The sequence below is a fragment of the Dactylosporangium sp. NPDC005555 genome, assembly GCF_040605635.1.
In the GTDB taxonomy this organism is placed as follows: domain Bacteria; phylum Actinomycetota; class Actinomycetes; order Mycobacteriales; family Micromonosporaceae; genus Dactylosporangium.
In genome coordinates this window covers 16,547-31,402 of sequence record NZ_JBEXDG010000088.1, presented here as the reverse complement: position 1 = coordinate 31,402, position 14,856 = coordinate 16,547, and the positions used below count along the sequence as shown (strand labels likewise).

Here is a 14,856-nt window from a genome sequence, read left to right as displayed (position 1 = left end):
CACCACACCACCTGGCCCAAACCCCCAAACCCCCAACCCACCAACCTCCCCACCTACCCCTTCCAACACCAACACCACTGGCTCAACCCCACCGCCGGCCGGCCGCTGCTGGGACCGGCGATCGACTTCCCCGACGGCCGCACCGAGTTCGTCGGGCGGATCTCCGCCCGGACGCACCCGTGGCTGGGCGACCACGCGGTCGAGGAGACCGTCCTGGTGCCCGGTGCCGCGTTCGCCGAGATGGCGCTGCACGCCGCGGCGCACGTAAACCACGCCGCGGTGAGCGAGCTGACCCTGCAGGCGCCGCTGTTCCCGCCCGATCAGGGCGAGGTCGACCTGCGGCTCAGCCTCGACCCGGCGGACGAGAGCGGCGGGCGGGCCTTCACCGTCCACGCCCGCGCCGACGGCGATCCGGCCTGGGCGGTGCACGCCGCGGGTGTGCTCGCGCCCGCCGCCGCGCCGACGCCCGTGGACGGCGGCGGCGTCCCGGCCGGCGCCACCCCGCTGCCCGTCGAGGACCTCTACGAGCGGCTCGCCGACGCCGGCTACCGGTACGGCCAGAGCTTCCGCGGCCTACAGGCGGCCTGGCGGCACGACGGGGACGTGTACGCCGAGGTGGTCCTGCCCGCCCCGGCCGATCCCGACGGGTACGGCATCCATCCGGCGCTGCTGGACGCCGCGCTCCAGACGGTGTTCCTCACCGGTGGCACGGACACGCTGCGCCTCCCGTTCGCCTGGCGCGACGTCGTGCTCCAGGCCGGCGGCGCGGACAGCGTCGTCGTCCGCGCCCGCGAGTCGGGCCCGGACACGCTGTCGCTCACACTGACCGACCCCGCCGGTCGGACGGTCGCCACGATCGGGGCGGTGACGACCCGGCCCCTTCCGGAGGGCACCATCGAGCGGGGCCGTTCGGCGGTGACGCGATCGATGCTGGGTGTCGCGTGGCAGCCGGCGGCGCCGGACCGCACCCCGGCCGGGCGGCTCGCCGTCCTGGGCGGCGGGGCCGCGGCGACGTTGCGCGGCGCCGGGCCGCTCGACACCTACGACGACCTGCCGGCGCTGAGCGAGGCCATCGCGAGCGGCGCGACCGCCCCACACGTGGCGATCGTCGAGATCACGCCGGACGGCACCGGCGAGGTGCCGCGGCGCGCGCACGCCGTCACCATGCGGACCCTGCGCCTCGTGCAGGACTGGCTGGCCGACGAGCGGCTCGCCGACACCCGGCTGGCGATCGTCACCCGGGGCGCGGTCGCCGCCGGCGACGTGCCGCCCGACCCGGCCGTCGCCCCGGTGTGGGGCCTGGTGCGCTCGGCGCAGACGGAACACCCCGGCCGGTTCCTGCTGATCGACCACGCCGTCGACACCGGCGGGCTCGGACACGCCGGCGGGCAGGACGGGATCCTCGCCGCGCTGGCCACTGGAGAGGAGCAGGTCGCCGTCCGCGGCGGCGAGCCGCTCGTGCCGCGGCTGCACCGGATTCCGGCGGCCGAGGACGCGGCGCCGGCCGGACTCGACCCGGAACGGACCGTCCTCGTCACCGGCGGCACGGGCGTCCTCGGACGGTTGGTCGCCCACCATCTGGTGACCGTCCACGGCGTACGTCACCTGCTGCTGGCGAGCCGCCGCGACGCGGACCCCGCCGACTCCGCGGCGCTCGCCGACGAGATGCGGGCCCGCGGCGGGGAGGTCACCACGGTCGCCTGCGACCTCGCCGACCGGGACGCCGTGCGCGACCTGCTGGCGAGCGTGCCGGCGGAGCATCCGCTCGGCGCGGTCGTCCACGCCGCCGGCGTCCTCGACGACGCGCTGGTGACGGGCCTGACCGATGAGCAGGTCGCGGCCGCGTTCCGGCCCAAGGTCGACGCCGCCTGGAATCTGCACGAGCTGACCCGCGAAACGGACCTCACCGCGTTCATCCTCTTCTCCTCCATCGCCGGCACCATCGGCACACCCGGACAAGCCAACTACGCCGCCGCCAACACCTTCCTCGACGCCCTCGCCGAACACCGCCACACCACCGGACTCCCCGCCACCGCACTCGCCTGGGGACTCTGGGAACCCACCGGCGGCATGACGGCCCACCTCGAGCGGGCCGACATCGCCCGCCTGCATCGCATCGGGCTGGTCGAGATGCCGGCCGACCAGGGACTGCGGCTGCTCGACCTGGCGCTGGCCGCGCCGGACGCGGTCCTGGTGCCGGCGAAGCTGGACCCGGCGCGGCTGCGGGCGAACGCCGAGGCGGGCGTGCTGCCGCCGCCGCTGCGTGGCCTCGTGCCGGCCGCCGCGGCACCACGCCGGCGCGCCGCGGGACTGGCCGGTGCGGCGGCGGACGACGGCGTGGCACCGCTCGCCACGCGGCTCGCCGGGCTGCCGGCCGCGGACCGCGAACCCGCCGTGCTCGCCGCCGTCCGCGAGCTGACGGGCACCGTCCTCGGGCACAGCGGCGGCGACATCGCCGACGACCGGCCGTTCAAGATGCTGGGCTTCGACTCGCTGACGGCGGTGGAGCTGCGCAACCGGCTCAGCGCCGCCGTCGGGCGGCGGCTGCCCGCCACGATCGTGTTCGACCATCCGAGCCCCGCGGTCCTCGGCCGCTACGTGTACACGCTGCTCTTCCCGGTGGAGGAGCCGGCCGCGGCGGGGCTGCTGGAGGGCCTGGCACAGCTGGAGTCGGCGCTGTCGGCGCTGTCCGCGGCCGAGGTGCCGTCCGTCGCCGGCGACGAGGCGGCGCTGGACACCATCACCGGGCGCATGCGGCGCCTCCTGTCGCGCTGGGACGACCTGCGCGGCGTCACGACGACCTCCACGGAACAGATCACGTCGGCGTCCGACAACGAGCTCTTCGCGTTGCTGGACCGCAGGCTCGGCAACGGCAGTGAGTGAGGAAGCCATGGACATCATCGACCTGCTCGACAACGGGTTCGCCTGGACCGCGGACCGCATCCGGGTGGTCCGCACCGACGGCATGCACGACGCCACCCCGTGCGCCGCATGGGACGTGCGGACGCTGCTCAACCACACGCTGGGCACGATCGACGTGATGGCGTGGGCGGTGGCCGGCGACCACGTGCTGACCGAGGCCGGCGCCCACGCGCTGGCCACCCAGGACCGGCTCGGCGACGACGATCCGGCCGCCGCCTTCGGTGTGCGGGTCGACCAGGCGCTCAAGGAGTGGCGGTCGCCGGGCGCGCTGGACCGTGCCTGCGCCACCGAGCTCGGGTCGATCCCGGCGCGGTCGGCCGCCGGCGTCAGCCTCCTGGAGGTCGTGGTGCACGGCTGGGACATCGGGCGCGCCACCGGCGAGGACGTGCCCATCCCGGCGGACCTGGCCGAGCCGGTCTTCGCGTTCGCGCGGCAATGGCCGCCGGTGGAGATGCGTCGCGGCGTCATGTACGCCCCCGCCGTCGACGGCGGCGACACACCGTCGGACCGGCTGCTGCGGTACCTCGGCCGTACGCCGTGACCGGCCGATAAGCCGGGCTTTAGGCGCCTTTTCAAGAATGTCAACGTGAACAGCATCGATGGAATGGGGGCCAGCGCCATGCCGATCCGTCTGCTTCCGGTCGGCACGGCGCTGCCCGGCCCGCCCGTGGAGACGGCGACGCTGGCACGGTATCTGGGTCTGCCGGCCGGGCAGGGCCGCCACCTCGACGACGCGCTCGGGATCCGCACCCGGCACCTGTGCCGGGACCTCGACGGCGGGCCGCCGCACGCCACGCTGGCGGATCTCGCCACGACGGCGGCGCAGCGGGCGCTGGCCGGGGCGGGCATGACCGGCGGGGACATCGGCGCGATCGTGATGAGCACCGCGACGCCGGACAGCCTGATGCCCGCGACGGTGAACCTCGTGGCCGACCGGCTCGGCATCGACCGGGTGCCCTCGTATCAGATCCAGGCCGGCGCGACCGGTGCGCTTCAGGCGATCGTCGTCGCCGCGCAGATGCTGTCCTCCGGCCGGCAGCGCACCGTCCTCGTCCTCGCCGGCGACGTCAGCACCAAGCAGCTGGACGTCCCGGCGGATCCCGGGGAACCCCCCGCTTCCGACGGGCTGGACGTGGCCTCGTTCGGCGACGGCGCCGCCGCGGCCGTCGTGACCTCGCTGGACCTTCCCGGGGCGTACCTGCTGCGACAGGTGACCGTGCGGCGGGGCACGACCGCCCACCCGGCCGGCCACACCTCCGCCTGGCTCGGCGCCGCCCGGCGCGGCGACCGCGGGCCGGTCGTCGCCTACGACCGGCAGCTCATCGCCGGGGTCGTGCCGAAGCTGGCCGGCGATCGGATGACCGGCCTGCTCGACGGTGTCGGCTGGCGGACCGGCGGGCTGGCCCGGCTGCTGCCGCCGCAACTTCCCGGAAGGCTCGCCAGCGTCACGGCGGAGCACCTGGCGGTGCCCGTGGGGCGCTGCGACAGCCTGATCGAGGAGATCGGCAACGCGGCGAACTGCCTGCCGCTGTTCCAGCTGGCGCGGGCGTGCGCCCGGACCGGGCCGGGCGACCAGGTCGCGGGCGTCGCCATCGATCCGAGCAGCTGGGCCACGGCCGGTTTCGCGCTCCAGCGCATCTGATGTGACCGTCCCGCGTCTTTCGAAGGTCAGGACATGAACAGCGATTCTTCAGAGCACGAGAAGCTCGTCGACTACCTCAAGCGGGTCACCGAGGAGCTGTATCGGACGCGCGGACGCCTGGCCGAAGTGGAGGCGAGCGGGCACGAACCCGTCGCCGTGGTGGGGATGGCGTGCCGCTTCCCCGGTGGCGTGCGCTCGCCGGAGGACCTCTGGCGGCTGGTGGACTCGGGCACGGACGCCATCGGCCCGTTCCCGCACAACCGCGGCTGGGATCCGGCGGCCCTGTACGACCCGGACCCGGACCACCCTGGAACGTCCTACTCGCTCAGCGGCGGCTTCGTGTACGACGCCGACCTGTTCGACCCGGCGTTCTTCGGGATGAGCCCGCGCGAGGCACTGGCCACCGACCCGCAGCACCGGCTGCTGCTCGAGACGTCGTGGGAGGCCGCCGAACGGTCCGGGATCGACCCGGCGAGCCTGCGGGGCAGCGACACGGGCGTCTATGCCGGGGTCGTCTACAACCAGTACGGATCCCGCTCGCAGGAAGCGATCGAGGGCTACTACCTCACCGGCAACGCGACCAGCATCGCCTCCGGCCGGGTGGCGTATCACCTGGGCCTGGAAGGACCCGCCGTCACCGTCGACACGGCCTGCTCCTCGTCGCTGGTGGCGCTGCACCTCGCCGTCCGCGCGCTGCGCAACCGCGAGTGCGGGCTCGCCATGGCCGGCGGCGCCACCGTGATGGCCGGCCCGATGATGTTCACCGAGTTCAGCCGCCAGCGCGGCCTGGCACCTGACGGGCGCTGCAAGCCCTTCTCCGCCGACGCCGACGGCACGTCGTGGGCGGAGGGCGCCGCCATGCTGATGCTGGAGCGGCTGTCCGACGCCGAACGCAACGGTCACCCGGTGCTGGCGGTCATCCGCGGCTCCGCGGTCAACCAGGACGGCGCCAGCAACGGCCTGACCGCTCCGAACGGGCCGTCCCAGCAGCGTGTGATCCGCGCCGCCCTGGCCGACGCGCGGCTGGCGCCGGGCAGCATCGACGCCGTCGAGGCGCACGGCACCGGCACCCGGCTGGGTGATCCCATCGAGGCGCAGGCGCTGCTCGCCACCTACGGGCAGGGCCGCGACCGCCCGCTGTGGCTCGGTTCGATCAAGTCGAACATCGGCCACGCCCAGGCGGCCTCCGGCGTCGCCGGCCTGATGAAGCTCATCCTCGCGATGCGCGCCGGGCGGCTGCCGCGGACCCTGCACGTCGCCGCGCCGACACCGTTCGTGGACTGGTCCTCGGGCGCGGTGTCGCTGCTCACCGAGTCCCGCGAGTGGGAGGCGCGCGACGAGCCGCGCCGGGCCGCGGTGTCGTCGTTCGGCATCAGCGGCACCAACGCGCACGTCATCGTCGAGGCCGCGCCAGTGCCCCCGGCCCAGCCGGCCAAGGACCTGCCGGCGGCCCTGCCGTACGTGGTGTCCGCGAAGACCGGGGACGCGCTGCTGGAACAGGCCGAGCGGCTGCGCGCCTATCTCGGCGAGCGGCCCGACGTGCCGCTGACGGACGTCGCGTACGCACTGACCCGGCGCTCCACGTTTCCCTACCGGCACACCGTCGTCGCCGCGGACCGCGACGAGCTCCTGGCCGGTCTGACGGCGGTGTCCGGCTCGCAGCCGGCGGTCGCCCCGGTCGCCGCAGGGAAGCTGGCGATGCTGTTCACCGGCCAGGGCAGCCAGCGCCCGGGCATGGGGCGTGAACTGTACGCGACGTTCCCGGTCTTCGCCGCCGCCCTCGACGAGGTCTGTGCGCTGCTGGACGAGGGGCTCGGCCGCAGTGTCCGCGAGGTGATGTTCGGCGGGCCGGACACCGACGGGCTCCTCGACCGGACCGCGTTCACGCAGGCCGGGCTGTTCGCGCTGGAGGTGGCGCTGTTCCGGCTCTTCACGTCCTGGGGGGTCGTCCCGGACCGCCTGGCGGGTCACTCGATCGGCGAGATCGCCGCCGCGCACGCCGCCGGCGTGCTGTCCCTGCCCGACTCGGCCGCGCTCGTGCTGGCCCGCGGCCGGCTGCTCCAGGCGCTGCCGGCGGGCGGGGCCATGGTCGCCGTCGACGCGACCGAGGCGGATGTCCTCCCGCTGCTGGCCGGACGCGACGACGTCAGCCTCGCCGCGGTGAACGGTCCGGCCTCGGTGGTCGTCTCCGGCGCGGAGGACACCGTGCTGCGGATCGCCGAGGGCCTCCGCGAGCGGGGGCACCGCACCAAGCGGCTCCGGGTCAGCCACGCGTTCCATTCGCCGCTGATGCGGCCGATGCTCGCGGAGTTCCGGGCGGCGATCACCGGGCTGACCTTCCGGCCGCCGGCCGTGCCCGTCATCACCCGCGGCACGTCGCCGGCGGGCGACGACATCACCGACCCCGAATACTGGGTGGCCCACGTCGTCGGCGCCGTGCGCTTCGCCGACACGGTCGCGGCGCTGCGGTCCGACGGCGTCACCACCTACCTGGAGCTCGGCCCGGACGCCACCCTGTCCGGTCTCGTGCGTGCGTGCCGCCCGGAGAGCGTCACCGTGCCGGTGCTGTCCCCCCGCCGGCCGGAGCGGGAGACGGCGCTGCGGTCGCTGACCGAGCTGCACGCCGCCGGCCACGCGGTGGGATGGCACGACCTGATCGGCCCGTCCCAGGTGCTCACCGACCTGCCCACGTACCCGTTCGCCCGCGAGCCGCTATGGCTCACCGCCGGCGGTGACTCCCGCGACGCGGCCCGGCTGGGCCTCGCACCGACGGGCCATCCGCTGGTCGGGGCGGCGATCGACCTGGCCGACGACGGCACCGCGGTGCTCACCGGGCTGCTCGACGCGGACGCGGAGCCGTGGCTGGCGGAGCACCAGATCATGGGTACGCGCCTGCTGCCTGGTGCGGCGATGGTCGAGCTGGCGATGCGCGCGGCGGAGCACGTCGGCTGCGGGCGGGTCGACGATCTGACGCTCGAGGTGCCACTGCTGGTGCCCGACCACGGTGCCGTCCGGGTGCAGGTGTCGGTGCGCCCGCCGGACGCCGGCGGCCGGCGGCTCGTGACGGTCCATTCCCGCCCGGCCGACGCCGAGGCGTGGACCGTGCACGCGACCGGCGTGCTGGCCGACGAGCCCGGCGAGCCGGTCGCGTTGTCCGTGTGGCCGCCGCCGGGCGCGGCCGAGGTCCCGGTCGACGACCTGTACACGCGGCTCGCGGCCCGCGGGTACGAGTACGGGCCGGCGTTCCAGGGGCTGCGTGCGGCGTGGCGGACCGCCTCGGAGGTCTACGCGGAGGTGAGCCTCGACGAGGACGCTGCGGACGCCCGCCAGTTCGCCCTGCACCCGGCCCTGCTCGACGGCGCCCTGCACGCGCTGGCCGTCGCGGCGGACGACGCGACGGGCGAGGTGCTCCTGCCGTTCTCGTGGTCCGGGGTGACCCTGCACGCACCGGGCGCGACGCGGTTGCGGGTCCGCCTGAGCATGCGCTCCGCTGACGAGGCGAGCCTGGCGCTCGCGGACGCCGCGGGCAGCCCGGTGGCGACGGTCGGGTCGCTGCGGCTGCGGGCCGCCGGTGCCCATCAGCTCACCGGCAGCGGCCCGGCCACTCTGCGGGCGGTGCGGTGGCGGCCGTTGCCGGCCGGCTCCGGCGCGGCGGGCCCGATCTCGGCCGTGCTGGTGGGCTCCGGCGCGGGCATGGCCACCGGCCTGTCCACTGTAGATGGTCTGGCCGAGCTCGCCGGACACGCGGATCCGCCGCAGGCGATCGTCTGCGCGGTGCCGGCTCCCGGCGGCGACGACCCCGCCCGGGACGCCCACACCGCCGTCGAGCAGACGCTGACCCTCGTCCAGCGGTTCGTCGCCGAGGACCGGTTCACCGGCCGGCGGCTCGTCGTGCTGACCCGCGGGGCCACGAACGGCGAGCTCGCCACCGCCGCGGTCTGGGGCCTGCTGCGCTCCGCCCAGACCGAGAACCCGGGCCGGGTCGTCCTCGCCGACCTGGACGCCGGCGCCGTCGTCACCCCCGAGGTCCTGGCCGCCGTGCTGACCGGGGACCACCCGCAGTACGCCGTCCGCGACGGTGTCCTGCACACCCCGTATCTCGGGACCGTCCCGCACAGTCGGCCGGAGCCCGCGTGGGGACCGGACGGCACCGTGCTCATCACGGGCGGCACCGGCACGCTCGGCGGCCTGCTCGCCAGGCACCTGGTGCACCGGTACGGCGTGCGGCACCTGCTGCTGCTGTCCCGCGGCGGACCGGCCACGCCCGGCGCCGAGCGGCTCCACGCCGAGCTCACCGACCTGGGCGCCCACGTCACCGTCCACGCCTGCGACATCACCGACCGGGACGCCCTCGCCGCCGAGCTCGCCGCCGTGCCGGCCGAGCATCCGGTGTCGGCGGTCGTCCACGCGGCCGCGGTGCTCCACGACGCGACCATCACCGCTCTCACACCGGAGCAGGTGCACGCGGTCATGTCGCCCAAGGCCGACGCCGCCTGGCACCTCCACCAGCTCACCCGGGACCGGCCACTCACCGCGTTCGTGCTCTTCTCGTCGCTCACGGCCACGCTCGGCGCGCCCGGACAGGGCAACTACGCCGCCGCGAACGCTTTCCTCGACGCGCTCGCGGTCCACCGGCGCGCCGAAGGCCTCACCGCCACCACGATCGCGTGGGGTCCCTGGTCCGAGGCGTCGGCCATCACCCGGCACCTCACCGGCACGGACCTCACCCGGATGCGCCGGGCCGGCGTGGTCCCGATCGGCGCCGAGGACGGCATGCGGCTCTTCGACGCCGCGCTCGCCAGCGGCGAGCCGTGTCCCATCGCCGCGCCGCTGGACCTGCCGGCCCTGCGGGCGGCCGGCGCGGACACCCTCCCGCCGCTGCTGCGCGACCTGGTCCCGGCTCGGGCGACCCGCGCCCGCGCCCGCGTGAACGGCGGCGCGCAGCTCGCGGGTCTCTCCCCGGACGCGGCCCGGGCCGCCGTGTCGGACCTGGTGCGGCAGAGCGTCGCCCGGGTGCTCGGTCATGCCTCGCCGCACGGCCTCGACCTGACGACGGCCTTCACCAACCTCGGCTTCGACTCCCTGACCGCCGTCGAGCTCCGCAACACGCTGACCGGCCAGCTCGGTCTGTCCCTGCCGACCACCCTGGTCTTCGACCATCCCACGCCGGACGCCCTGACCGACCACCTGCTGTCCCAGCTGACCGGGGACCGGTCGCCGGAGCTTCCCGGGCACACCGTGACGGCCGGCGGCGACGAGCCGATCGCCGTGGTGGGGATGGCGTGCCGGTACCCGGGCGGGGTCCGCTCGCCGCAGGATCTGTGGCGGCTCGTCGACACCGGGACCGACGCGATCGGGCCGTTCCCCGACAACCGCGGCTGGAGCCTCGACACCCTCTACGACCCGGACCCGGACCGGCTGGGGACGTCCTACACCCGGCACGGTGGGTTCCTCTACGACGCGGGCGACTTCGACGCCGCGTTCTTCGGCATGTCCCCGCGGGAGGCGCTGGCCACCGATCCGCAGCAGCGGCTGCTCCTCGAGGTCGCGTGGGAGGCGATCGAGTCCGCGGGCATCGACCCGACCACCCTGCACGGCACCGACACCGGCACGTACGCCGGACTGATGTATCACGACTACGCCCATCTCGCGTACTCCGCCCACCTGGAGGGCCTGATCGGGACGGGCACCGCCGGCAGTGTGGCGTCGGGGCGGCTGGCGTACAGCTTCGGCCTGCAGGGACCGGCCGTCACCGTCGACACCGCCTGCTCCTCGTCGCTGGTCGCCGTGCACATGGCCGGTCAGGCGCTGCGCTCCGGCGAGTGCTCCCTGGCGCTGGCCGGCGGCGCCACCGTGATGGCCACGCCGGGCGTGTTCGTCGACTTCTCGCGGCAGCGGGGGCTGGCGCCGGACGGGCGCTGCAAGTCCTTCGGCACCGGCGCGGACGGCACCGGCTGGGCCGAAGGCGCCGGCATGCTCCTCCTGGAACGCCTCAGCGACGCCGAACGCAACGGCCACCCGATCCTCGCCGTCATCCGCGGAACAGCCGTCAACCAGGACGGCGCCAGCAACGGACTCACCGCACCCAACGGACCGTCACAGGAACGCGTCATCCGCCAAGCCCTCGCCAACGCCCACCTCACACCCGCCGACATCGACGCCGTCGAAGCCCACGGCACCGGCACCACACTCGGCGACCCCATCGAAGCCCAAGCCCTGCACGCCACCTACGGCCGGGACCGCCCCGCCGGCCGGCCCCTGCACCTCGGCTCGATCAAGTCCAACATCGGCCACACCCAAGCAGCCGCCGGCGTCGCCGGCATCATCAAAATGATCCAAGCGATGCGGCACGGCACCCTGCCGCAGACCCTGCACGCGAATGAGGCATCGCCGCACGTCGAGTGGGACGGCAGCGTCCAACTGCTGACCTCCGCGCAGCCATGGCCCGAGGTGCCGCGCCCTCGCCGCGCCGCCGTGTCGTCGTTCGGGATCTCAGGCACCAACGCCCACGTCATCATCGAGGAACCGGTCCGTGACGACGACACCCCGGGTGACGCCGATGTGCTGCTGCCGTGGCTGATCTCGGCGAAGACCGAGCAGGCCCTTGCCGGCTACGCGACCCGACTGCTCCCCGCCGCCGCCGGCGGCAGTGACCTCAACGGCGCCGCACGGACGCTCGCCGTCAGCCGCGCGAGGATGCCGCACCGGGCCGCGATCGTCGCCACGGACCCCACCCAGCTGCGCACCGCCCTCGCCGCGCTCACCAACGGCACCAGCACCCCCGCGCTGATCACCAACGCCGGCGCCGCCCGTAGCGGCGGCAGGACCGCGTTCGTGTTCACCGGGCAGGGCAGCCAGTACCCCGGGATGGGCAGAGACCTCTACGACGCGTTCCCCGTCTTCGCCGACGCGCTCGACGAAGCCCTCGCCCATCTCGACCCGCACGTCGACCAGCCACTCAAAGCCCTGATGTTCAGCACCCCCGGCACCCACCAAGCCACTCTGCTCAACCGGACCGGCTACGCGCAGCCCGCGATCTTCGCCATCGAGACCGCCCTGTACCACCTCATCCGCAGCGCCGGGGTCACGCCGCACTACCTCACCGGCCATTCCATCGGCGAGATCGCCGCCGCGCACGCCGCCGGGATCCTCACCCTTCCCGACGCCGCGACCCTCATCACCACCCGCGCCAAACTCATGCAGGACCTCCCGCCCGGCGGGGCCATGCTCGCCGCCGGCACCACCCCCGACAACGTCCGGCCCCACCTGACCGACGGCACCACCATCGCCGCCGTCAACTCCCCGACCTCACTGGTCGTCTCCGGGCCGAAGCACGCGCTGAGGACCGTCAACGCGCACCTCCAGGCCGAGGGTCACCGCACCAGCTGGCTCCACGTCAGCCACGCCTTCCACTCACCCCAGATGGACCCCGTGCTCGCCCCGCTCGCCGAGGTGGCCGCGCAGCTCACGCACCACCCCGCCACCGTCCCGCTCATCTCCTGCACCACGGCGCGGCCGCTCACCACCGGCACGGACTGGCCCGCCCACTGGGCGGAGCACGCCCGCACCACCGTCAACCTGCGCGAGGCGATCACCTACCTCACCGGGCACGGCACCACGACGACCGTCGAGATCGGACCCGACACCCACCTCACCCCGCACCTCGGCACCCCGGTCACGACCGGCGTCCAGCACCGCGCCAAACCCCAGGCGCACACCCTGCTCACCGCGCTGGCCACCATCCACACCCACACCAGCCACGCCGTCACCTGGCCCGGCACCAGCACCGCTGTCGCCGACCTGCCCACGTACCCCTTCCAGCACCAGCACTACTGGCCCGCCGCGCAGGACGAGGAGCGGACCGACGCCACCGGCGAGACCGGCTTCTGGGCCGCGGTCGACAGCGGCGACCTCGACGGGGTCGCCGAGGCGCTCCTCGCCGACGACGAGCAGACCGAGTCCGTGCGCGCACTGCTGCCGGTGCTCTCGCAGTGGCGGCACCAGCAGCGCTCCTGGTATCAGTTCGTGTGGCGGCCGCTGCCCGACGAGGGCACCGCGGAGCTCACCGGCCGGTGGCTGGTGGTCGCCGGCGCGGACGGCGACGGCACGCTCGACGTGGTGCGCCTGCTCGAGGCCCACGGTGCGGCCGCCGAGGTCGTCCGGTCCGTTCCCGGCCACGCCCTCGAGGTGCCGGACGGCGCACCGCCCGCCGGTGTGGTGGTCCTGCCCGGCGACGCCCGGGCGCTGTCCGGCGCGGCCGAGGCGGCGATCGACGCGCCGCTGTGGTTCCTGACGCGGGGTGCGGTGGCCGTCGACGGCGAGCGGCCGGCGGACCCGGCGCTCGCGGCGGCCTGGGGTGCCGGGCGGAGCACGGCGGGCTGCGGGCTCGTCGACCTGCCGCCGGAGCCGTCCGGCGCCGACCCTCGACTCGGCGCCCGCCTGGCCCGGGTCCTCGCGGCGGGCGGCCGGGGCGGTGAGTACGCGGTCCGGCCGGGTGGCGTCTTCGTCCGCCGGCTGGCCCGGGCCGCCGCGACCCGGGCGAAGGTCTGGCGGCCGAGCGGAGCCGCGCTGGTCATCGGCTCGGGCGCGTTGGCTTCGGCACTGACCGGGGCGCTGCTGAAGAGCGGAGCGACGCGGGTCCTCGGCACCGGCGCCGATCCGGGCCGGGACGACCGTGTGACGGTCCTGCCCGGTGGCGCGGGTGAGCCCGTCGACCTCGCCGCCTTGCACGCCGCGCTGCACGCGGCGCTGTCCGCCGAGCACCCGCTCACGACCGTCGTGTACGCGCCAGAGTCCACGCCCGACCCGGCCGCCCTGCGGCGCTGCCTGGACGCGCTGCCGGACGGGCAGCGCCCGTCGGCGATCGTGCTGGTCTCCGCGTTCACGGTCGCGCTGGGCCGCCCGGGCCTCCCGGAGGTGGCGTCCGGTGCCGCGGTCCTGGAGAGCCTCACCCACCAGCTGCGTGCGGACGGCCGCCCCGCGACCTACGTGGCGTGGCACCACGACGACGACCTGCCGGCGGCGCGGCCCGTCCCGGCGCGCACGGCCATGGCGACGATCCGCCGGGCCGTCGGGCAGGACGCCGCGACGGCAGCGGTCGTGGACGCCGACTGGAAGGCCTGGAGCACCTGGGGCGCCGACGCCGCGGCACCGGTCCTGCGCGACCTGGTCGGCGACGCGCCCGCGGCCCCGCGGCGGCGCGCCGACGACGAGGTGCCGCTGACCGAGCGCCTCGCGCGGATGTCGGCGGCCGCCCAGGAGCAGCTGCTCCGGGACATCTTCCGCGACCGTGCGGCGAGCATCCTCGGCTACGGCTCACCGGACGAGATCGACGTCGAGGACACCTTCCTGGACCTCGGATTCTCCTCGTTCACCGCCCTCGAGCTGGGCAACGAGCTGTCGGCGGAGACCGGGCTCGTCCTCTCACCCGCGGTGATCATGGACCATCCGACGCCGAGCTCGTTGATCCGTCACGTGCGCGACGCCCTGGGCCAGGAAGCGCGGTGAGGATCGGGATGCCGGCCGGTTGCCTGCCGATCCCACCGTCGCCCGGCGGGCGGTTGCGGCTGTTCTGTTTCCACCACGCGGGCGGCGCGGCGTCGGCGTTCTCCGCGTGGCCCGCCGGGCTCGCCGAGCTCGCGCCCGGCATCGACGTGCTGCCGGTGCAGCTGCCCGGGCGGGAGTCACGCCGCCGCGAGCCGGTGCCGGACGATTTCGACGCGCTGGTCACGGCGCTGGACGCCGACCTGGCCGAGCACATGCGTGCGCCGTACGCCCTCTACGGGCACAGCCTGGGCGGGAGCGTCGCGTATCGGCTGGCCCTGCGGCGCGCGGCGCGGGGTGCCTGCGCACCGGTCGCGCTGCTGGTCGGCGCGTGCCCGCCGCCGCACCTGCGCTCGTCGCTGCAGGCCGCGGATCTGGCCGGGCAGGACGCGCTGGTCTCGGCGATGCGGGAGATCGGCGGGCTCTCCGCCGAGGTGCTGCGATACCCGCAGTGGCTGCGCGCCGCGACGGATCTGCTCCGCGCCGATCTGCGGATGATGACCGCGGAGCGGCGGCAGGACGAGGCGATGCTGACCGTGCCGTTGCACCTGTTCCACGGTACCGGCGATCCGCTGGTCTCGGAGCGGCAACTGATCGCCTGGGACTGCTACACGACGGCCGAGTGTGTGCTGCACCGGGTCGAGGGCGGTCACTTCTTCGTCCGCGAGCCGGGCGCCGAGTTCCTCCGGACCGTGGCCGACGTCCTGTCACCACTGTCCGATGTGGACATCCGTTGACGAATGCTGAAT

5 protein-coding genes are annotated in these 14,856 nt (G+C 75.0%); all 5 read left to right on the top strand.

Annotation, left to right across the window (positions count from 1 at the left end; genetic code table 11):
- Positions 1-2,883: SDR family NAD(P)-dependent oxidoreductase (locus ABZS58_RS47430; protein WP_354791038.1), on the top strand; the 2,883-nt coding region annotated here is incomplete at its 5' end.
- A 7-nt stretch (positions 2,884-2,890) separates the two neighbouring features.
- The gene (locus tag ABZS58_RS47425) at positions 2,891-3,463 is read left to right on the top strand and encodes a TIGR03086 family metal-binding protein (protein WP_354791037.1); all 573 of its coding nucleotides are present in this window, start codon (positions 2,891-2,893) and stop codon (positions 3,461-3,463) included.
- A gap of 45 nt (positions 3,464-3,508) precedes the next feature.
- Entirely contained in the window at positions 3,509-4,564 is a 1,056-nt protein-coding gene (locus tag ABZS58_RS47420) for a 3-oxoacyl-ACP synthase (protein ID WP_354791036.1), read from the top strand.
- 33 nt (positions 4,565-4,597) lie between these two features.
- Positions 4,598-14,071 carry an SDR family NAD(P)-dependent oxidoreductase gene (locus tag ABZS58_RS47415; protein WP_354791035.1) on the top strand — a complete coding sequence of 3,158 codons (9,474 nt, stop codon included), beginning with the start codon at positions 4,598-4,600 and terminating at the stop codon, positions 14,069-14,071.
- On the top strand, positions 14,068-14,844 hold the full coding sequence (locus tag ABZS58_RS47410) for an alpha/beta fold hydrolase (RefSeq protein ID WP_354791034.1): 777 nt from the start codon (positions 14,068-14,070) through the stop codon (positions 14,842-14,844). The genes ABZS58_RS47415 and ABZS58_RS47410 overlap by 4 nt, the downstream gene beginning before the upstream one ends.
- Positions 14,845-14,856 lie beyond the last annotated feature (12 nt).

Bases quoted from the DNA above. Each gene is read 5' to 3' on its own strand.
- ABZS58_RS47425 (WP_354791037.1), top strand. From the start codon at position 2,891: ATGGACATCATCGACCTGCTCGACAACGGGTTCGCCTGGACCGCGGAC.
- ABZS58_RS47415 (WP_354791035.1), top strand. From the start codon at position 4,598: ATGAACAGCGATTCTTCAGAGCACGAGAAGCTCGTCGACTACCTCAAG.